General features: G+C 59.9%; 20 protein-coding genes and 1 pseudogene. 14 read left to right on the top strand and 7 right to left on the bottom strand.

The annotated features are described in order from the left end of the window. Window positions 1-57: 57 nt before the first annotated feature. Both ahcY and ACR0KW_RS12945 read right to left on the bottom strand, forming a co-directional pair. A complete protein-coding gene (gene ahcY, locus ACR0KW_RS12950; RefSeq protein ID WP_480805352.1) occupies window positions 58-1,446 on the bottom strand; it encodes an adenosylhomocysteinase in 1,389 nt (462 codons plus the stop codon). A gap of 102 nt (window positions 1,447-1,548) precedes the next feature. Continuing rightward, a complete protein-coding gene (locus ACR0KW_RS12945) occupies window positions 1,549-1,863 on the bottom strand; it encodes a hypothetical protein (protein WP_480805351.1) in 315 nt (104 codons plus the stop codon). Window positions 1,864-2,068: 205 nt separating this feature from the next. Here ACR0KW_RS12945 and ACR0KW_RS12940 point away from each other — a divergent pair, with 205 nt between their 5' ends. After that, complete coding sequence (locus ACR0KW_RS12940) at window positions 2,069-2,662, top strand: HD domain-containing protein (RefSeq protein ID WP_480805350.1); 594 nt, start codon at window positions 2,069-2,071, stop codon at window positions 2,660-2,662. A 43-nt stretch (window positions 2,663-2,705) separates the two neighbouring features. Beyond that, complete coding sequence (locus ACR0KW_RS12935) at window positions 2,706-3,134, top strand: hypothetical protein (RefSeq protein WP_480805349.1); 429 nt, start codon at window positions 2,706-2,708, stop codon at window positions 3,132-3,134. Window positions 3,135-3,157: 23 nt separating this feature from the next. Here the strand turns inward: ACR0KW_RS12935 and ACR0KW_RS12930 are convergent, their stop codons facing one another. Next, window positions 3,158-3,712: an ActR/PrrA/RegA family redox response regulator transcription factor gene (locus ACR0KW_RS12930; RefSeq protein WP_058283361.1), complete on the bottom strand. Its 555-nt coding sequence runs from the start codon at window positions 3,710-3,712 to the stop codon at window positions 3,158-3,160. 76 nt (window positions 3,713-3,788) lie between these two features. Then, the gene (locus ACR0KW_RS12925; RefSeq protein ID WP_480805348.1) at window positions 3,789-4,409 is read right to left on the bottom strand and encodes an SCO family protein; all 621 of its coding nucleotides are present in this window, start codon (window positions 4,407-4,409) and stop codon (window positions 3,789-3,791) included. Between the two features lie 90 nt (window positions 4,410-4,499). Between ACR0KW_RS12925 and regB the strand changes: the two genes are divergently transcribed. From regB to trxA, 8 genes and pseudogenes are all read left to right on the top strand, one after another. Then, on the top strand, window positions 4,500-5,897 hold the full coding sequence (gene regB / locus ACR0KW_RS12920; protein WP_170326091.1) for a sensor histidine kinase RegB: 1,398 nt from the start codon (window positions 4,500-4,502) through the stop codon (window positions 5,895-5,897). A gap of 60 nt (window positions 5,898-5,957) precedes the next feature. After that, window positions 5,958-7,463 carry a PAS-domain containing protein gene (locus tag ACR0KW_RS12915; RefSeq protein WP_480805347.1) on the top strand — a complete coding sequence of 502 codons (1,506 nt, stop codon included), beginning with the start codon at window positions 5,958-5,960 and terminating at the stop codon, window positions 7,461-7,463. 41 nt (window positions 7,464-7,504) lie between these two features. Then, window positions 7,505-7,978 carry a tRNA (adenosine(37)-N6)-threonylcarbamoyltransferase complex ATPase subunit type 1 TsaE gene (gene tsaE / locus ACR0KW_RS12910; RefSeq protein ID WP_480805346.1) on the top strand — a complete coding sequence of 158 codons (474 nt, stop codon included), beginning with the start codon at window positions 7,505-7,507 and terminating at the stop codon, window positions 7,976-7,978. Next, window positions 7,975-8,979 carry an aminoglycoside phosphotransferase family protein gene (locus ACR0KW_RS12905; protein ID WP_480805345.1) on the top strand — a complete coding sequence of 335 codons (1,005 nt, stop codon included), beginning with the start codon at window positions 7,975-7,977 and terminating at the stop codon, window positions 8,977-8,979. Before tsaE ends, ACR0KW_RS12905 begins: the two co-directional genes overlap by 4 nt. Continuing rightward, window positions 8,976-9,662: a nucleotidyltransferase family protein gene (locus ACR0KW_RS12900; protein WP_480805344.1), complete on the top strand. Its 687-nt coding sequence runs from the start codon at window positions 8,976-8,978 to the stop codon at window positions 9,660-9,662. Before ACR0KW_RS12905 ends, ACR0KW_RS12900 begins: the two co-directional genes overlap by 4 nt. Further along, window positions 9,655-12,582 carry a double-strand break repair protein AddB gene (gene addB / locus ACR0KW_RS12895; protein WP_480805343.1) on the top strand — a complete coding sequence of 976 codons (2,928 nt, stop codon included), beginning with the start codon at window positions 9,655-9,657 and terminating at the stop codon, window positions 12,580-12,582. The genes ACR0KW_RS12900 and addB overlap by 8 nt, the downstream gene beginning before the upstream one ends. Continuing rightward, a complete protein-coding gene (gene addA, locus ACR0KW_RS12890) occupies window positions 12,579-15,938 on the top strand; it encodes a double-strand break repair helicase AddA (protein ID WP_480805342.1) in 3,360 nt (1,119 codons plus the stop codon). Before addB ends, addA begins: the two co-directional genes overlap by 4 nt. A gap of 39 nt (window positions 15,939-15,977) precedes the next feature. Then, window positions 15,978-16,319, top strand: a pseudogene (gene trxA / locus ACR0KW_RS12885) (thioredoxin); the annotation flags it as partial. A 55-nt stretch (window positions 16,320-16,374) separates the two neighbouring features. On the opposite strand, the gene ACR0KW_RS12880 reads toward trxA, so the two are convergent. Next, window positions 16,375-17,148: a class I SAM-dependent methyltransferase gene (locus tag ACR0KW_RS12880; RefSeq protein WP_480805341.1), complete on the bottom strand. Its 774-nt coding sequence runs from the start codon at window positions 17,146-17,148 to the stop codon at window positions 16,375-16,377. A 212-nt stretch (window positions 17,149-17,360) separates the two neighbouring features. Here ACR0KW_RS12880 and ACR0KW_RS12875 point away from each other — a divergent pair, with 212 nt between their 5' ends. After that, window positions 17,361-17,711 (top strand): Lin0512 family protein, encoded by a 351-nt coding sequence (locus ACR0KW_RS12875; protein ID WP_480805340.1) that lies wholly within the window; start codon window positions 17,361-17,363, stop codon window positions 17,709-17,711. Continuing rightward, on the top strand, window positions 17,708-18,070 hold the full coding sequence (locus ACR0KW_RS12870; RefSeq protein WP_170326101.1) for a Lin0512 family protein: 363 nt from the start codon (window positions 17,708-17,710) through the stop codon (window positions 18,068-18,070). The genes ACR0KW_RS12875 and ACR0KW_RS12870 overlap by 4 nt, the downstream gene beginning before the upstream one ends. A 57-nt stretch (window positions 18,071-18,127) precedes the next feature. On the opposite strand, the gene ACR0KW_RS12865 is transcribed toward ACR0KW_RS12870, so the two are convergent. Beyond that, window positions 18,128-18,322 carry a DUF1127 domain-containing protein gene (locus ACR0KW_RS12865; RefSeq protein ID WP_480805339.1) on the bottom strand — a complete coding sequence of 65 codons (195 nt, stop codon included), beginning with the start codon at window positions 18,320-18,322 and terminating at the stop codon, window positions 18,128-18,130. A 196-nt stretch (window positions 18,323-18,518) separates the two neighbouring features. Between ACR0KW_RS12865 and hslV the strand changes: the two genes are divergently transcribed. Beyond that, window positions 18,519-19,076: an ATP-dependent protease subunit HslV gene (hslV, locus tag ACR0KW_RS12860; protein ID WP_480805338.1), complete on the top strand. Its 558-nt coding sequence runs from the start codon at window positions 18,519-18,521 to the stop codon at window positions 19,074-19,076. Further along, window positions 19,073-19,423, top strand: coding sequence for a hypothetical protein (locus tag ACR0KW_RS12855; protein ID WP_480805337.1), 351 nt, complete (start codon window positions 19,073-19,075; stop codon window positions 19,421-19,423). Before hslV ends, ACR0KW_RS12855 begins: the two co-directional genes overlap by 4 nt. 23 nt (window positions 19,424-19,446) lie before the next feature. Here the strand turns inward: ACR0KW_RS12855 and ACR0KW_RS12850 are convergent, their stop codons facing one another. Further along, window positions 19,447-20,688: an MFS transporter gene (locus ACR0KW_RS12850; RefSeq protein ID WP_480805336.1), complete on the bottom strand. Its 1,242-nt coding sequence runs from the start codon at window positions 20,686-20,688 to the stop codon at window positions 19,447-19,449. Between the last annotated feature and the right edge of the window lie 14 nt (window positions 20,689-20,702).

Genomic DNA, 20,702 nt, shown 5'->3' with positions numbered 1-20,702 from the left:
CGGCAAAAGAAAACGGCGGCCAATCGGCCGCCGTTTCATTTCCGACATTTGCGGAAATTAGTAACGATAGTGCTCGGGCTTGTAAGGGCCTTCGGGTTTCACACCGATATAGGCGGCCTGCTCAGCGTCCATCTTGGTCAGTTTCACACCGATGCGGTCCAGATGCAGACGGGCCACTTTCTCATCCAGATGCTTGGGCAGGATGTAGACGTCGTTTTTATACTCGTCGCCTTTGGTGAACAGCTCGATCTGCGCCAGAACCTGGTTGGTGAACGAGGCCGACATCACGAAGGACGGGTGACCGGTGGCGTTGCCGAGGTTCAGCAAGCGGCCTTCGGACAGCAGGATCAGACGGTTGCCCGAAGGCATCTCGATCATGTCCACCTGTTCCTTGATGTTGGTCCATTTGTGGTTCTTCAAGCTGGCGACCTGAATTTCATTGTCGAAGTGACCGATATTGCCGACGATGGCCATGTCCTTCATCTCGCGCATATGCTCGATGCGGATCACGTCCTTGTTGCCGGTGGTGGTGATGAAGATATCCGCGCTTTCGACTTCGTCTTCCAGCAGGGTGACCTCGAACCCGTCCATCGCGGCTTGCAGCGCGCAGATCGGGTCAACCTCGGTGACCTTTACACGGGCGCCTGCGCCACGCAGCGAGGCAGCCGAGCCTTTGCCCACGTCGCCGTAACCGCAGACAACGGCAACTTTACCAGCCATCATGGTGTCGGTGGCGCGGCGGATACCGTCGACCAGCGATTCCTTACATCCGTATTTGTTGTCGAATTTCGACTTGGTGACCGAGTCGTTCACATTTATCGCCGGGAACGGCAGGTGGCCGTCTTTGACCAGTTGATACAGGCGGTTCACACCGGTGGTGGTCTCCTCGGACACGCCCTGAATCTGGTCGCGCATCTTTGTGAACCAACCCGGGGATGCCGCCATACGCTTGGCGATCTGCTTCTTAATCACCTCTTCCTCTTCCGAACCCGGAACGGCGATGATGTCCTCACCTGCTTCGGCGCGTGCGCCCAGCAGGATGTACAACGTCGCGTCGCCGCCATCGTCCAGGATCATGTTCGGGCCTTCGTCGAACAGGAAGGATTTGTCCAGGTAATCCCAATGCTCTTCCAGCGTCTGGCCCTTGATGGCGAAGACAGGAATGCCAGCCTCGGCAATCGCGGCGGCCGCGTGGTCCTGGGTCGAGAAAATGTTGCACGACGCCCAGCGCACATCGGCGCCCAGCGCCACCAGGGTTTCGATCAGAACCGCAGTCTGAATGGTCATGTGCAGCGAACCGACGATCCGCGCGCCTTTCAGCGGCTTTGCCTCGCCATATTCTGCGCGCAGGGACATCAAGCCCGGCATCTCGGTTTCGGCGATATCCAGCTCTTTGCGGCCAAACCCGGCCAACGAAATGTCTTTGACGATATAGTCCCCGGCCATCAGGTGCTCCATTGAGGTAAATCACGTTCGGGCTGGCCCCTAGCATTCCTTGGGGCAGGTGGCAACGCGAATGGCCGGAAACGGGGAATTCCGCCGCTCAAATCAGCTGGGTTGACCCTTTAGCTTAATCTTCGGGACCGCTTCAAAAAAATCTGTGCCAACGGCGACAATACAACTGATGCCGTTCGCCTGGGTCACCAGAACCGTGTAGCTTCCGGTTTCCTTCGAGGTCCAGACCTCCATGATCGTCTGCGCACCGCGTGTTTTCTGCAATCCACCAAAGACCAGCTCTTCCGAATAACTGTCCTGCAGCTTGGCGATCACTTGCTCGCGCATTGCACAACTTTGGGCAAACGCGGGTGGGGCAGTGGCAGCCATTCCAAAGGCCAGGGTAATTCCAAACAGTCGCTTAAACATAGCTAGCTCCTTTCGATACGAGTTACGTTCCGAGAGGGGCACACCAGGAGGAGCATGCACCCCCCTCAGCACAAATGTCGGTACCACCACGCGCCAATTCAAAGCACGGCTGGTCAAGAAAAAGTTGGCAGCTGGTGATCTCGACAGGTACATCATAGCACAAAAACGCGAAATTTACGTGTCCCACTTCACAAGGCATGGCATTATGGCAACACAAGCACGAGCATGGCAGCGGATGTTGTCGGGGCGCAGGCTGGACCTGCTGGACCCGACCCCTGTAGACATCGAAATCGAAGATATCGCCCACGGACTGGCCTTTGTGGCCCGCTGGAACGGCCAAACCGCTGGGGACTTTGCTTATTCCGTGGCCGAACATTCCCTGCTGGTCGAAGAACTTTTTGGCCGGATCGCGCCAAAAGCACCGGTGAAATGGCGCCTCGCGGCTTTGTTACATGATGCGCCGGAATATGTGATCGGAGATATGATCTCGCCCGTCAAATCCGCCGTCGGCCCCGATTACGGCGCGCTGGATGACCGGTTGGCGGCAGCGATTCATATCCGGTTCGGCCTGCCCGCAGCGGTGCCGAAAACGGTGAAACGTCAGATCAAAAAGGCCGACAAGATCAGCGCCTGGATGGAGGCCACCCAGATCGCAGGCTTTTCGGAGTCTGAGGCGACCAAGTTCTTTGGCCGCCCGGACAAAGCGGTGATGGAGGGGTTGGAGATTACCTTGCGCCCGCCGGTTGAGGTGCGGGAGGCGTATAAGGCGCGGCATGAAATGCTGTTAGCCGCGTGCTAAATCATCTCGATCCTCATCATGTATCGCAACAAAGAGTACCAGAATGTACGAAACGTCCATTTACCAATATGTAAAAAGCAAACTGATTACTCACGGGGTCGAAAAATCCGAAGATGGTCTGATCACTTTAAATGATCCAAAGCTATTCGGACTGTTTGTAAAACTGGAACGGGTCGCAAACAGAGCTGTTTTTTCCGAAACGCAAACCACCGTCCGAGAAATCGAGGACTATGCCATTTCTATTGGCAAAAGACACTTGGTTGTTTTCGCCCTCATGTATCTGCGATTTTCCGACCTGACTCCTAAGACGTGGGAACTAGACGAGGAACTGCCTGACGGGAAAATAAAGGTCACCAATATCTATGATCGAAAGCTATCCGATGAGGAAATGCTCATCGGTCTTTGGGCAAAGGTGAAATACGAAACCGTTGGGCAGGCCTATCTCGCACTCGTTTACAAGGATGTGAACTAGTCAGGCGACTTCTGCCGGTGCATTTACCGCGGGCTGCGCTTCGCCAAAATCCGCTGCAAGGTCCGGCGGTGCATGTTCAGGCGGCGGGCGGTCTCAGAGACGTTCCGGTCACACAGCTCATAGACTCGCTGAATATGCTCCCAGCGTACACGATCCGCACTCATGGGGTTTTCCGGCGGCGGGGGCAGTTCGTCGCCCTTGGCCAGTAGTGCGCTGGTGATGTCGGTGGCGTCGGCGGGTTTGGACAGATAATCGGTCGCACCGATCTTGACGGCGGCCACGGCGGTGGCAATCGCGCCATATCCGGTCAGAACCACAACCCGGCTGTCGGGGCGCTTTTCACGCAGAACCTCGACCACATCCAGACCGTTGCCATCCTCAAGCCGCAGATCGACCACGGCATAGGCAGGCGGGCGGGCGGTGGAGATGGCGCGGCCTGCGGCGACGGAACCTGCGGTTTCAACCTCGAACCCGCGTTTTTCCATGGCCTTGGCCAGTCGCCTCAGAAACGGCTCGTCGTCATCCACCAAAAGCAGGGATTTATCGGGGCCGATATCGAGGTCTGAGCTGTCCGCCATATTCTGTTCTTTCCGCTATTTCACGCCTTTGGCTTAAACATGAGTAATAGCAGCGCCATTCCAAAGGTCAAACGCATCAGAGCTTGTCCAGAAAACACCCGACCTTTTCGGCCATCTGTTCCGCTGTGTCGTCACGGTTGAAAAACTCGAGGAAGCCGTGTTCGGGCGTCACCAGATAGGTAAAGGTGGAGTGATCGACCAGGTAGAACTCGTCGCTTTTGTCCTGCGCCCGGTAATAGGTCTTGTAGGCCTTGCTGGCGGCCTTGACCTGCTCGGGCGATCCGGTCAGCGCAATGGTCTTGCCGCCAAGGTTGAAGGCAAAGTCGTCCACCACCTGCGGCGTGTCCCGGTCGGGATCGATCGAGATGAACAGCGGTGTCACCGACTGGCCGCGCTCGGCCAGGATATCCACGGCCTCGGCGTTGCGGGACATGTCAAACGGGCAGACATCGGGGCAGAAGGTGTAGCCGAAATAAACCAGCGTCGGTTCGGTGATCACATCCTTGTTGGTGACCGTCTCACCCTTGCCGTTGACCAGCTCGAACGGGCCGCCGATTGCAGCTGTACCGCCCGCGATCTGGGCCGACCGGCATTGTGCGAACTGATCGTCCGATCCCGCCCCCCGCGTCAGCAGCCACATGGCGCCCAGACCGACGGCCAGAACAACGGTTGCAAGGATGGCGTAAAGACGGATCATGACATCAATCCTAAGATGAGGGGTTGTTGATCGTTTCCGCCGGGACACCTATCAAGATGATCAGCCGATGCAACAGGACAAAATGGACCGATGGCAAATTCCAACATCACATTATGGCGCAGTCAGGAACGCAGCAGCTGGATCCGGCTGCGCACGCTGATCCTGCTGCGCTGGGTGGCCATCATCGGTCAGTTCACGGCGATCACGGTAGCACAGCAGTATTTTCAGGTGCAGCTGGAGCTGGCGCTGTGCTATCTGGCCATCGGCGTCTCGGTCATGGGCAACATGACCGCCATCCTGCTGTTTCCGAAAAATAAGCGCCTGACCGAGTTCGAAAACTTCCTGATGGTGCTGTTCGACCTGTTGCAGCTGGCGATCCTGCTGTACCTGACCGGCGGCCTGAACAACCCCTTTGCACTGCTTTTGCTGGGTCCTGTAACGATTTCAGCCAACGTTATGAGCACCCGTTCGACCGTGATCGTGGGGGCTGTGGCGATTGCGCTGACCTCTTTGCTGGTCGAATTTCACCTGCCGCTGCGTACTGAGGCAGGGCAGATGCTGGAAATCCCCGGTATGCTTCTGTTCGGCAATTGGGCAGCGGTCGTGATCGCCATCGTCTTCATCGGCGCCTATTCCCACCGCGTCAGTTCGGAAGTCCAGTCGATGTCCGAGGCGCTCTCGGCGACGCATATGGCGCTGGCCCGGGAACAGAAGCTGACCGATCTGGGCGGTGTGGTTGCGGCTGCTGCGCATGAGCTGGGCACGCCACTGGCCACCATCAAACTGACCAGCTCCGAACTGATCGAGGAACTGGATGACCGCCCCGACCTGAAAGAAGACGCTGCCCTGATCCGCGAACAGGCCAACCGCTGCCGCGATATCCTGCGCGATATGGGCCGGGCTGGCAAAGACGATCTGCATCTGCGTCAGGCGCCCCTGTCCACCGTGGTGCATGAAGCCGCCGAGCCGCACCTTCACCGGGGCAAAACCGTACACTTCGCCGAAGGTCCGGCGGGGGATGGCGATGTGCAGCAGCCCTCAATCCTGCGCAAGCCCGAGATCATTCACGGGTTGCGCAACCTGATCCAGAACGCGGTGGATTTTGCCCGTGCCAATGTCTGGGTCGAGGCCGAATGGACCTCGGATCAGATCACCGTCAACATCATGGATGACGGGCGCGGTTACCCGTCACAGATGATCGGCCGGATCGGCGACCCTTTCATGCGCCGTCGCCGGGCCGAGAAAGAACAAAGTACCCGCCCGGAATATGAGGGCATGGGTCTGGGCCTGTTCATCGCCAAGACCCTGCTGGAACGCAGCGGGGCTGAGTTGGATTTTGCCAACGGCTCGGACCCGTACCAAACCCTCTGCGACAACCCCGAACGCAGGGGTGCGATTGTAAAGGTGTCGTGGCCGCGCAATCTGGTGGATGCCCAGACCGGCGATACCCCTGTGCCATCAGGTGAGAACCAGCAGATCCAGGTCTGAGTTAAGACCCCGTTAACCATTAGCGCGCATAGTCCTTCCGGTATCAATTCCGGAGAGCGCATGGTCGACTGGATCATTCTGGCCGCGATCAGCCTGGTGTCTGCCAGCCTGGCGGTGCAATGGCTATTGCCCCGCCGCCGGCAGAGGGGCGACAATTTCGGCTTGTCTGCACCCGCATCGCTGTATGATGCGGTGTTTCTGTTCGACGGCAACCGCCTGATCAGCCATTCCGACATCGCGCTTGAAGGGTTCGAAGCCGTCCGCGACTGGCCCGACCTGCGCCGCCTGCTGCAGCGGGATTTTCCCAGCTTTCCAGAAACACCCGACCATATTCGCCGTCAGGGCACGCTGGTCATTCCCGCCATCGACTGCACCGTCGAACGGGACATCCTGTGCGAGTGGATTGACGGCATCGTCCGCGTTCAACTGCGCGACAGCGCCGAACGCCCCACACCGGTCCAGCGCGACGCACAGGATCCGATCCGTCTGGCAATGGAACAAGCTCCATACCCCGTCTGGCTGGTGGATCATCAAGGCAATGTCCGTTGGTGCAATGCCGCCTATGTCGCATTGGTCAGAAAGGTCCGTGGTCCGGATACCGATCTGACCGCACCGCTGTTTCCCGGGGCGGACGGCGATGCACGGTTGGGCGCAAAAACCCGCATCTCGATCTCATCCGAGAGCAGTGAGAACAAGCTGTGGTTCGACCTGACGCTGGTCGATCACCCCGAAGGCCACCTGTGTTACGCGGTTGATATCAATGCCATTGTTGCCGCCGAAACCGCCCAGCGCAAATTCGTTCAGACCATGACCAAGACCTTTGCCCAGCTGTCCATCGGGCTGGCGATCTTCGACCGCAACCGTCAGTTGGCGCTGTTCAACCCGGCCCTGATCGACCTGACCACCCTGCCCCCGGATTTCCTCAGTTGCCGCCCCAGCCTGTCCAGTTTTTTCGACCGGCTGCGCGATCAGCACATGATGCCGGAACCCAAGAATTACCGCAGCTGGCGCAGCCAGATGAACGACCTTCTCGAGGCTGCCGAGGACGGGAATTATCAGGAAACCTGGTCACTGCCGTCGGGATCTGTCTATTCGGTCAGCGGGCGCCCGCATCCTGACGGGGCGGTGGCGTTCCTGTTCGAAGACATTACCGCCGAGATTACCCTGACCCGCAGGTTCCGCTCGGAAATGGACCTGATGCAATCGGTTCTGGACAAGCTGGCCGATGCAATCGCGGTATTCGGCGATGATGGAACGCTGGCCTTCACCAACCGCGCCTATCAAGAATTGTGGGGAACCTCTGATGAGACCGGATTCGAACCGGATTCGGTGCTGGACGTGACCCGCAGCTGGCAGGACCAATGTGCCGCCACACCGCTGCTGGGTGAGGTTCGCGATTTTGTCGAGATGCGCGACAACCGAGCCGAATGGTCCGGAGACATACGTATGCGCAACGGCATCGATCTGACCTGTGTCGTCAGCCCGATGCAGAACGGCGCAACCATTGTCCGGTTCGTGGTGGACGAGCTTGCGACATCACAGCCGATCCGCCAAATCAGCGCCTGAACCGGGTTGCAGCCGACAGGGCCTGAGGTCATTGTGGCGCCATGACGTTGCACCCTCGTTCGATCACCCTGACTTCGCCCGAAGAAACAGCCCAGTTTGCCGCCCGATTGGGGGCGGAATTGCGCTCGGGCGACGTGGTGCTGCTTGAAGGTGAGATCGGCAGCGGCAAGACCCATTTCGCCCGCAGCCTGATCCAATCGCTGATGACAGTGCCCGAGGATGTGCCCTCGCCCACCTACACGCTGGTACAGGCTTATGACACCGCGGCGGGCGAGATCTGGCATTGCGACCTCTACCGGCTGAGCGCCGTGGAAGAGATTGAGGAACTGGGCCTGACCGAGGCGTTCGACACAGCCATCTGCCTGATCGAATGGCCTGACAAACTGGGCCCGCTGACCCCTGAAACCGCCCTGAAACTGAGCTTTGAAACAGACCCTAATACGATGGAAAACCGTCATCTGACCCTGTCATGGTCCGATCCGAAATGGCCCCAAAAGCTGGAGAGCGCCGCATGACTAACAGGGCCGTGCTGGCTGAGGCGCTGATAGCACAAACACCGTGGGCCAACGCAAAGCGTGCGCCACTGGCCGGGGATGCCTCGAACCGTCGATACGAACGTCTGACCGATCCCGAAACCGGCCGAACCGCCGTGCTGATGGATTCCCCACCGGGCAAGGCCGAACCGGTCGAGGACTTTGTGCGCATGGCGAACCACCTGCGGTCCATCGGCCTGAGCGCGCCCGAGATTTACGCCGAGGACACGGAATTCGGCTTTCTGTTGCTGGAAGATCTGGGCGACGACCTGTTTGCCCGCATTCTGAAGCAAGACCCAAAGATGGAGCGGCAGCTATACGAGGCCGCTACCGATGTTCTGATCACACTGCACCAGGCTCCCACCCTGTCTCTGCCCTCTTACGGCCCGGCACTGATGACCGAACTGGCCGCGCTGTCCTTCACCAAATACGCACAGGCGGTTTTGGGTCAGCACGACACGGACGCGCGGGAACAATTCGAACACCGGTTTTCGGACATTCTGCATCAGGAAACTTCGGGAACCAAAGTGGTGATCCAGCGCGACTACCACGCCGAGAACATGATCTGGCTGCCGGACCGTGACGGTGTGAAACGGGTGGGCCTGTTGGATTTTCAGACCGCCATGCTGGGCCATCCGGCCTATGACCTTGTGTCGATGCTACAGGACGTCCGCCGCGACGTGGCCCCGGGGACCGAGATGCGAATGATCAACCGCTATCTCACCGCAACAGGCGTGAACGATCATGACTTCCGCACCGCCTATGCCGTGCTGGGGGCGCAGAGAAACCTGCGGATTCTGGGCGTGTTTGCCCGTCTGGCGACGGAATACGGCAAACCTCAGTATGTTGATCTGATCCCGGCCACATGGGCACATCTGATGCGCGATCTGGACCATCCTGCGCTGGCCACCGTGGCCGAACTGCTGCGTACGGCCCTGCCCGCGCCAACCCCGGAAAATCTGGACAGGCTCAGACAGACATGACCCGACATCCCGAAGCCGTGATGCTGTTTGCCGCCGGGTTTGGCACCCGTATGGGCGCGTTGACCAAGGATCGGCCGAAACCTCTGATCGAGGTCGCGGGCCGTCCCCTGATCGATCACGCGCTGGATCTGGTGGCCGATCTCGGCCCGGATCGCGTGGTGGCCAACCTGCACTATCTGCCCGATCAGCTTGAGGCACATCTGGCCCCCAAAGGCGTGCTGCTGTCCCGCGAAGAGCCTGAGATTCTGGAAACGGGCGGCGGGTTGCGGGCCGCTTTGCCCCTGCTGGGGCCGGACCCGGTTTACACTCTGAACACCGATGCGATCTGGGCCGGGCCGAACCCTCTGACCCTGCTACGCGATGCCTGGGACCCTGATCGGATGGACGCGTTGCTGATGTGCGTTCCGGCCAACCAGACCATCGGCCACACCGGCACGGGAGATTTCACCGCCGATGCCGAAGGTCGGATCACCCGTGGACCCGGCCTGGTTTATGGCGGGGCACAGATCCTTAAAACAGACCGGTTGATGTCCATTCCGGACAAGGCCTTCTCGCTGAATCTGCTTTGGGATCAGATGCATAGCCAGGGTCGTCTGTTCGCGGCCACCTATCCCGGCCGCTGGTGCGATGTGGGCCGGCCCGAAGGGATCGCCTTGGCCGAAGGGCTGATCGCGGATGTTTAAACCCAGCGCCACGCCCCGCGTCTTTGCCGTTCCGCCCGGATCGGATTTCCCCAAAGCGCTGGTGGATGGGCTGCGACAGCGCAGCGCCGAGCACCCGCCCGAGGCCCTGGCCCGAGTGCAGCTGGTCGTGAACACCCGCCGCATGGCCCGCCGTGTGCGCGATCTGTTCGATCAGGGGCCAGCTTGTCTGCTACCGCGGCTTTCACTGGTCACCGATCTGGGCGAAAGCATCGATCTGGCGCAAATCCCGCCTGCGATCCCGCCGCTGCGGCGCAGATTGGAGCTGACGCAACTGGTCGCCAAGTTGTTGGAACAACAACCTGATTTGGCCGCCCGGTCTTCGCTGTTTGATCTCTCCGACAGTTTGGCCGCGCTGATTGACGAGATGCAGGGCGAAGGTGTTTCCCCAGATGCGATCCGCCAACTGGATGTCAGCGATATGTCCGGCCATTGGGCCCGCGCGCAGGCCTTTATCGGGATTGCCGATCATTTCATCGACTCCGGCCCGGATGCGCTGGACGCTCAGGCGCGACAACGGCGCGTGGTGGAAAACCTGATCGACCGCTGGCAGGTGGCGCCGCCGCAACATCCGGTGATCCTCGCAGGTTCGACCGGGTCGCGTGGCACCACGCTGATGTTGATGGAGGCCGTGGCCCGCCTTCCACAAGGGGCGCTGATCCTGCCCGGTTATGACTTCGACCAGCCGGACCATGTCTGGCGGGGGTTGGACGAGGCGCTGACCTCGGAAGATCACCCGCAATACCGCTTCCGCAAGCTGATGACGCGACTTGAAATGCAATCCGGTCAGATCGTGCCTTGGACTGATGCGCCCGCCCCTTCACCTGCCCGTAACAGATTGATTTCACTGGCCCTACGCCCTGCCCCGATCACCGATGCCTGGATGTCCGAAGGTCCCCAACTGACCAATCTGGACGGTGCCACGCAAGACCTTACCTTGGTCGAGGCGCAATCCCCACGGGCCGAGGCGCTGGCCATCGCCTTGCGCCTGCGCGAGGCCGCCGAAACCGGCCAGACCGCCGCCCTGATCACCCCCGACCGGATGCTGACCCGCCAGGTCAGCGCCGCGCTGGATCGTTGGAACATCCTGCCCGATGACAGTGCGGGCCTGCCGCTGCAGCTGTCACCTCCGGGACGGTTTCTGCGCCATGTAGCAGGCCTGTTTGCTCGGAGGCTTGAGGGTGAAGCGCTGCTGACCCTGTTGAAACACCCGCTCTGCCACGGCGGCGGCGATCGCGGCGCGCATCTGCTGCATAGTCGCGATCTGGAACTGGATTTGCGGTGGCATGGCCCTCCGTTCCCCGACAGCGCCAGCCTGACCGCATTCGCCATTCGAAAAGAAGTGCCCGAAGGCTGGATGCGCTGGCTCACCGCCCATTTCTGCGACCAGCATGTAACCGGTGAGCTGCCCTTGTCGAGTTGGGTGACCCGCGTGCGGAGTTTGGCCGAGGCGATTTCAGCCGGTAGTGAGGGCGAATCCGGACCGCTGTGGGAGAAGAACGCAGGCCAAAAGGCATTGAAGGTTCTGACCGCACTGGAGGATGAGGCGGAACATGGCGGCCCGATGACCGCCCACGATTTCGCAGATCTGCTGGGTGCGCTGCTGGCCGGTGAAGAGGTCCGCGACCGCGACGCGCCGCATCCGCACATTATGATCTGGGGAACGCTCGAGGCACGTGTGCAGGGGGCCGATTTGCTGATCCTTGGCGGTCTGAACGAGGGCAGCTGGCCCGAGGCCGCCGCGCCCGACCCCTGGCTGAATCGTCAGATGCGCGACAAAGCCGGGCTGTTGCTGCCCGAACGCCGCATTGGCCTGTCGGCCCATGATTTCCAACAAGCCGTCGGTGCGCCCGAGGTCTGGCTGACCCGCGCAACCCGGTCGGATGATGCTGAAACCGTGCCTTCGCGTTGGCTGAACCGGATGACCAACCTGTTGCAGGGCTTGCCGGGGCAGGGTGGTCGGGCTGCTTTGTCGGCAATGCGTGCTCGGGGTCAGACATATTTGCGTTGGTCAGAACAACTCGAGGCCGCACCGCGGATCGATCCGGCGCCACGCCCATCTCCGCGCCCGCCGGTCGCCGCACGCCCGAGCCGTCTGAGTGTCACCGAAATCAAGCGCCTGATCCGTGATCCTTATGCGATATACGCCAAGCATGTGCTGCGGCTGCGGCCTCTGGATCCTTTGGTGCAGGCCCCGGACGCCTTGCTGCGTGGGATCGTCATCCACGAAATCCTCGAACATTTCGTCAAGGACAGCGTGTTGGACGGTGCATTGCTGACCCGTGAGAATTTCCTGAAACGGGCCGAGGCCCTGCTGGATCAGCATGTCGCCTGGCCGACGGCCCGGAAATTATGGCTGGCACGGTTGGAACGAATTGCCGACGACTTCCTGACCGCCGAAACCGCCCGACGCGGGGACGGAGGGCCGGTGGCCTTCGAGGCGGCGATGAAATTGGTGCTGAGCCCTCTGGATTTCACCATCGCGGGACGGGCGGACCGGATCGACCACAACAGTCGCGGCGCGCTACGGATTGTGGATTACAAGACCGGTGCCCCTCCGACCGAAAGCCAGCAGGCTAAGTTCGACAAACAGCTGCTGATCGAGGCGGCGATGGCCGAGCAGGGCGCCATCGAAGGCATAGACCCGCTGCCGGTGGCTGAGGCTGTCTTTATCGGCATGGGCGGCAGCTACAAAGAGGTCGCAGCTCCCTTGGCCAAGGAACCGCCCGACAAAGTTCTGGCTGAACTGAAGGATCTGATTTCGGCTTATTTAGAGCCTGATCAGGGCTTCACATCGCGACGGATGCTGCACAAGGACACCGATATTGGCGACTATGACCATCTGGCCCGCTTCGGCGAATGGGACCGCACCGATGAGACCGATCCCGAGGTGCTGAAATGAACGCCCGCAACGACGCGACCGAGCGGCAGGTGCAGGCCGCAATGCCCGATGCCTCAACTTGGCTGGCGGCCAATGCAGGGTCGGGCAAGACGCGGGTTCTGACCGACCGTGTGGCGAGGTTGCTGCTGGGTGGAGTGCAACCGCAGCACATCCTCTGCCTGACCTACACCAAGGCCGCCGCCAGCGAGATGCAGAACCGACTGTTCAAACGGTTGGGTGAGTGGGCGATGTTGGGCGACGAAGCGCTGTTGGCCCAACTGACCGACCTGGGCGTGCCCGGGGTGATCGACCCAGACCGGCTGGCACAGGCGCGCACCCTGTTTGCCCGCGCCATTGAGACGCCAGGCGGGCTGAAAATCCAGACGATCCACTCATTCTGCGCCTCACTCCTGCGGCGTTTTCCGCTGGAGGCCGGGGTCAGTCCGCAATTCTCCGAGATGGAAGACCGCGCCGCAGCCCTGTTACGAGAAGAAATTGTTGAGGATTTCGCCGAAGGCCCGCAGGCCGCGCTGATCGAAGATGTGGCGCGATTTGTTACTGATACCGGTTTTGAGAACCTGACGGCTGCGATCACCCACAAACGCAACCTGTTTGCCCAATCGCTGGGTTGGTCCGATCTGTTGCTCCGCTTCGACTTGCCAGAGGGGTTTGACGAGGACGCCCTGCAAGCCCGCGTTTTCATGGGGGGTGAGGTTGAGCTGATCCGCTCGATCCTGCCTGCGCTAACCGAAAGTGGCGGCAACAACGCCAAAGCGGCCGCCAAACTGTCGGCTTTCACCGAGGTTCGGATTGGTAGCCTGCCTGTACTGGAAAGCGTGTTTCTGACCGGGAAATCCGCAAAGGAACCCTTTACGGCCAAGATCAACAGCTTCCCCACCAAGGCCCTGCGCGAAGGCGCGTTGGCCGCGCAGATGCCTCAGCTGGAATCCTTCATGCTGCGCATCGAGGCCGCGCGCGAGCAGAGGTTGGCGCTGGTTGCGGCACGCAAAACCCATGTGCTGCACCGCTTTGCCGCCGCTTTCCTGCCGGAATACGAACACCGCAAGCAGTTGCGCGGCTGGCTGGATTTCGACGATCTGATCCTGCGCGCGCGGCAGGTGTTGAACGACCCGGCTGTTGCGGAATGGGTGCTGTACCGGCTGGACGGCGGCATCGACCACATTCTGGTCGACGAGGCTCAGGACACCAGCCCCGACCAATGGGACGTGGTCGAGAAACTGGCGCAGGAATTCACCAGCGGGGAAGGGGCCAGATCCGGGGTTGAGCGCACGATTTTCGTGGTCGGCGACAAGAAGCAGTCGATCTATTCCTTTCAGGGTGCCGACCCGCAGGCCTTTGACCGGATGCAGCAAGAGTTTGGGCGCAGATTGGCGGAATCAGGCTCTAAACTGTGGGATTCAACGCTGGAATACTCGTTCCGGTCCTCCAGTGCGATCTTGTCATTGGTCGATATCCTGTTCGAAAACCGGGCTGAGGCCGGGTTTCACAAGGACAGCCTGCACCGTGCCTTCAAGGCGGACCTGCCGGGTCGGGTCGATCTGTGGCCGGTGGTTGAAAAGGTCGACGAAGACGATGATGGCGACTGGACCGATCCGGTTGATCGCCCCGGCGCGCGGCATCACACTGTCATTCTGGCCGAGAAGGTGGCTCAGTCGATCAAGGACATGATCGACCACGGTGAAACGATCCCCGAAGATGGCGACGCGCCCGGAACATTCGTGCGCCGCAAAGTGCAACCGGGGGACTTCCTGATCCTCGTTCAGCGCCGATCCGATCTGTTTGCCGAGATCATCCGTGCGTGCAAGGCCCTGCGCCTGCCCATCGCAGGGGCCGACCGGTTGAAAGTGGGCGCGGAACTGGCCGTGAAAGACCTGGCCGCGCTGCTCAGCTTTCTGGCCACGCCCGAAGACAGCCTGTCACTGGCGACCGTGCTGAAATCGCCTCTGTTTGGCTGGACGGAACAGCAATTGTTCGATCTGGCGCACAGGCGGCAGGAACAATTCCTGTGGGCGGCTCTGCGCAGTCGGGCTGAGGAGTTCCCGGAAACGCTGGACATCCTCAACGATCTGCGCGGTCAGATCGACTTTCTGCGCCCCTACGACCTGATCGAACGGATTCTCACCCGCCACGACGGCCGGCGGAAGCTGCTGGGGCGTCTGGGGGCCGAGGCCGAGGACGGGATCAATGCGCTGCTTTCGCAGGCGCTGGCCTATGAGCGGACCGATATCCCCAGCCTGACCGGCTTTCTTGTGTGGATGCAGACCGACGATCTGGAAATCAAACGGCAGATGAGCGGCGTCGGAAACATGATCCGCGTGATGACGGTGCATGGCTCTAAGGGCCTTGAGGCGCCGATCGTAATCTTGCCGGACACCGGCAAACGACAGGCCCCGCGTGACGCCGAGATCATGGTGGGTGAGGGCACGCCGCTGTGGAAAGTCCCGGCGGATGCGTCACCAGCCCTGATCACACAAGCGCGGGCCGAGGCCCGGGCGCGTGAGGAGAATGAACGGCTGCGCCTGCTATATGTGGCTCTAACACGGGCAGAAAAGTGGTTGATCGTGGGTGCGGCGGGGGATGTCGGTAAGGACGGAACCAGCTGGTATCAGATGGTTGAAACCGCGATGGCGCGGGCAGGGGCCACGCAACTGCCGGAGTCAGACACGTTGCGCCTGTCCCATGCCGATTGGGATACGCTGCCGATTGTCGAACATGCAGAACCCGAAATTACCCATACGCCACTGCCGGATCTGTTCCTGAACCCTGCCACGACACCGGACCCCGCGCCGGAAACGATCAGCCCGTCCGATCTGGGTGGCGCCAAAGCCTTGCCCGGTGATTCTGGTCAGGATGAAGAGGCCGCCAAGCTGCGCGGCACGCGCCTGCACCTGCTGCTGGAACATCTGCCATCGATTGCGCAGGAAAAATGGCCGCAGCTCTGCGCTCGGGTTCTGCCCGATATGCAGGATGCGGAGCGGCAGGAGTTGTTGACCGAGGCGCAAAATGTGCTGACGGCAGAGCATCTGCAGGCGGTATTCGCGGGCGACGCGCTGGCCGAGGTTCCGGTCACCGCCGAACTGAAGGGGCGGCGAATGCACGGGGTGATCGACCGGCTGATCGTGACCGAGAGCGATGTGCAGGTGATTGATTTCAAATCAAATGCCACGGTTCCCGACAGCCCTGCGACCTGCCCCGAAGGCCTGTTGCGGCAGATGGGAGCTTACGCGCAGGCCCTGGCCCAAATTTATCCGGATCGCGAAATCCGCACGGCGATCCTGTGGACCCGCACGGCCGAGCTTATGTGGTTGCCACACGATCTTGTGACGGATGTGCTGGCCGACACCCAGATATCTTGACCTCGGACAGCGGCGACCCTACGTTCTGTTCCCGAGTTTACCCCATTCAGGAGACATGAAATGTCGACCGTAGCCGTAACCGACGATACCTTTGACGCCGAAGTCAAGAATTCCGACATCCCCGTTGTTGTCGATTTCTGGGCCGAATGGTGTGGCCCCTGTAAGCAGATTGGCCCCGCTCTGGAAGAGCTGGCCGCTGAATACGGTGACAAGATCAAAATCGCCAAGGTGGACGTGGACAGCAACCCGAACGCAGCCGCAGCCATGGGCGTGCGCGGCATCCCGGCGCTGTTCATCTTCAAGGACGGTCAGGTTGTCTCGAACCGCGCTGGTGCGGCCCCGAAGGCGGCCCTGCAAAGCTGGATCGAAGAATCCATCTGATCCAAGCGTATTCTGATCAACGGGCATCGCTGTGCGGTGCCCGTTTTTTTATTGCCTATGTCGCGCCCGAGCTTAGACCGATCCATTCCTGCGGCAATTTGAAAACCGGTCCGTTCGGCCTGTGCCGCCGGTCCAGAGGATGAGGGAACCGGGTCGCCGGGACCATCTGTTTCACGCGATCACGCCGCACAAAGGTGGCCTCGATCACGCGGGGAAAGGTTTCACCTTCGATATCCACCGTACCGGATGCGTTATTCGGGTGGATATGGGCGCAGACAAAACCGTCACGCAGCGCCGCCAACGCAGGATAGGCCCGCTGGAACGCAGCCGGCTTCATCAGGATCGACGGTATGCGGTGAAGTTCGAGCACCACGATGCGAAACCGGTTCAGAAGCGCGGCGGGCAGGGTGGACAGAACCGGATATTCGGCCGCCTCGATATCCATTTGCAGGATCATGTCGCCTTCGGACGGCGCATACTCTGCCATCCAATCCTCAAGCGAGATCACGTCCGAACCCGTTTTGGCAGCCAGATGCTTCTTGACGAAAACCGCACCCGGAACGTTCAGCATCGGCTCGTCGACCGAGCCATCGGCCATAAATGACGGAATCCCGTGTTTCGCCAGATCCATTTCAAAACTGGATTGCAGGGAAACGCCCGGTGAAAAACAGGCTACGATATCATCAAGATCGTTGGGCAGCAGATATCCGCCATCGCCAAAATCACCCACGCGAACAAGCTTGTACCCAAGATCATGGGGTCTGATGACCTCGGCAAGAAATGCCCGCCTATCAGCCGTTGTCATGTCAGGTTCGGGCGTGGTCAGCATGTGGGCTCCGCCGAAGGTAATTTCTGTGTGGTTCCATTGTCTTGTCATGTGCGGATACGGATTGCCAGCATTGATTGGCTTCGGAACAAGCCGGAAAGCACACTCGATCTGATCAGTTGCCACCCTCATTTCGGTGTTTTTTTGTTTGAACGTGCCGGTGAATTCGGTTTGCTGTGGCTGCAGACAAATGCGCAAAAGCAAAAGGGGCACAGATGGCAAAGACACGGGTTCTAGTTGAATTCGGCATGGGCACGTCGCTGCGGCGTGAGGATTATACCGAGGCCGCGCTGCGGGCGATCAAAGACGCGCTGTGGCACAATTCGGTCAACATGGCCGAGCTGTTCGGTTTTCCCAAGGAAGCAATGATTATCGATGCCGAGATTGGCGTGCAGAACCCCGATCAAGTGGACAAGGACGCGTTGAAAGCCATCTTCCCTTACGGTCAGCCCAATATCACCGTCACGCAAGGCGGGCTGGATATCGAAAAACCGCATACCGAAGGGCGCACCGTCATTGCCAATGCGGCCATTGTGGTCTCGTTCGACATGGAGGCCGTGGTATGACCGAAAAACGCATCATTCTTGAGATGGGCACCGGCAACGACCTCTATGGTCAGGATTATACCAAGGCGGCGCGGCGGGCAGTGCAGGATGCGCTGCACCATTCCTCAATCACCCTGTTTTCCAAACTGGGCATCGACCATGCCGAGATGCGCGTGCTGGTCACAATCGGCGTGCAGGACCCAAGCCAAGTGGATTGTGACCTGGTCGCCGCTGATCTGCCCCGCGGCCGGGCCGAGGTGCGGGCCGTCAAAGGCGGTCTGGACGTCGAGGATACCGCTGCCGGAACCCGGCATGTTGTGGCAACCGCCGCGATCGAGGCGTTTCTGCCCGACCTATCGGGCCAGTACAAATTGTCCTGACAAAGAAAAAGCCGCTCGAATGAGCGGCTCATCTTTTGCGGTCGTACTGATCGCGGATCAGATCTTGTCGATATCCGCGCGGCACAGGCCGATATCGTCCAGCTGTGCGTCGCTCAGTTCTGCCAAAAGAGCGCGTGTCTTGCGGGTTTCTTTCCACTCGGCTGCTTTTTCAAAAGCTGCGGTGAACGCGTCCACTACATGCAGGATGGTAGCTGCTCCGAGCGGCGCATGGATATTTGCGGTGGTTGCCATTTGCGCATTCCTTAAACTGAAACAGCCGACCCTTCGTCGGTTGTAAGTCTCATTTAGGACCAGACGCCGAGTCTCACAATTGCTAGTCCGGTAACCCCGACTTGCGATTCTTGCATATCTTTTAAGCAGTTTGTGAACTGTTGCGCTGCGGACGGGTCCGGCCCATATAGGATGCCAGCGAAGAACGGAGGCCCTGATGGCAGACAGCGATTTTCCCGGTTGGCATGGCACAACGATCATTGGCGTCAAAAAGGGCGGCCAGGTGGTGATTGCCGGCGACGGACAGGTCAGCCTGGGCCAGACCGTGATCAAGGGCACCGCCCGCAAAGTGCGCCGCCTTTCGCCCGGCGGGTTCGAGGTTGTCGCCGGGTTTGCCGGATCAACCGCCGATGCGTTCACTCTGCTGGAACGGCTGGAGGCCAAGCTTGAGGCCACGCCCGGCCAGCTGGCCCGCGCCTCAGTCGAGCTGGCCAAGGACTGGCGCACCGACAAATACCTGCAAAAGCTTGAGGCGATGCTGATCGTCACTGACGGCAAAGATCTGCTGGTGATCACAGGGGCAGGGGACGTGCTGGAGCCGGAACACAATGTGGCCGCCATCGGATCGGGCGGAAACTTTGCCCTCGCCGCAGCCCGCGCGATGATGGACAGCGACAAAGAGGCCGATCAGGTGGCGCGCGAGGCAATGGCGATTGCCGCCGATATCTGCGTTTACACCAACGGCAATCTGACGGTCGAAACGATTAGCTCATGAGCGAAGTCCTCGCGGCCATTTTTGGCGCTTTGATCGGCAGCATTATCGGGCCAATCGTTTTGGATGAGTATCGGTCATGGAAACGCAGGAGTGAGTGGACAGAGCCACGAAAGAAGCTTCTTAAATCGATGCTTGAAGATCCCGAACGGACGTTCAAATCACTGGAAAGATTAAGCAGAACGATTGGCTGTAGTGAAGATGACACAAGGACTCTGTTGATTGAGCTTGGTGCACGGGGCGCGAACTTGGCGTCTGGAAAAGAAGCATGGGCACTTATCGAGAGAGCCCCGCTTGCCGAAGAGCTACGTAAGAACGACCAGAAAAATGCTGGCGAGGATCAGAGATAGACCCTTACCGTTTTCTGGATTTCTCAGGCCAACAGCGCCTTGATCTCTTTCCCTTTCCAGCGGCGGTGCATCCCGATCAGGCCAAAAATCGCGGCAATGATCACGATGTAATAGGGCACGCGAATGTCGATGCTCATCAGCCCGCCGCCAATCAGGGACATGACCCCTCCGGCGAGGCAGAAGACCGCCGTGGTCACGCCCATGACCCAGCCCTGATCCGTCTCGCTGACGCTGGATGAAAACAGTCCCAACAGGGTTGGGTAAGAGACGCCGAAGAAGAAATAGAAGAAGAAGACCGGCACGTAACTCAGCACCCCGCTGGGGCTGAAGGCGAAGGCAATGCCGCAGATCACCATGACGATCAGCGAGGTATAGACGATCTGGTGCTTGGTGAACCTCTCCTGCGCGGGTTTCACCAGGAACGTACTGGAAAAGGCCAGCGCAAAGCCAATCACCACCATCGCCACACTGCCACCAATCACGCCATAACCGAAACGGCTGGTCAGGAAATTGTCGACGAACACGTAGAAGGTCACGTTGGCGATCATGAAGAACGCATAGACCGGCAGGATTTTCAGAACCATCGGATGACCGCGCACCGCAATCAGGCTGTCGGTGATGTCACGGGGGCGGAAGACGAAAGCGGTGCGTTCTGTCCGCGTGTCCTTGAAGAAAAACAGAACGAGGAAAATGGCGATCAGCACCAGAACGAAGGCGCCATAGAACGGGGTTTTCAGCGTGGCGACACTGCCCAGCAAGGTCGCATCCGACAGAACAGCGCCGATGATCGGACCCCCCACAAGGCCAAAACTGACCCCAGTCACGATGTATCCCATGTTACGGTCCCGGTCGGCGGCATCGGTACTGCCATCAATCATCGCCGCCTGCGCGATGGGCTGATTGCCGGCCGTGAACCCGGTGATCGACCGCCCAAGGATCAACAACAGAAGGCTGTCCATGTAAAGCGAGGCGATGGTGATGGCATACCCCGCCAGTGCACCACCCAGACAGACCAACAGAGCATTCTTGCGCCCGATGGAATCTGAGACCTTCGAGACGTAGACCACGCCCAGAAACCACGACAGAAAGAAACACCCGATCACCAGCCCGTAATAGAAATGGCGCCGGCCATCGGGCGTACTGTCGGGCAGGAAACCGGATTTCGTCTCCATGATCAGTGAGTTGATGATGGGGAAAACCAGCCCTTGCCCGATCAGGTCGACGAATACCACAAACAGCAAGGTGATCTTGGCAATCTTGGTCATAAAAAACGCCCCCG

The sequence above is a fragment of the Ruegeria sp. CG11 genome, assembly GCF_056537245.1.
Note: the sequence above shows the minus strand (reverse complement) of the source record. Positions and strands in the feature narration are given on the sequence as shown.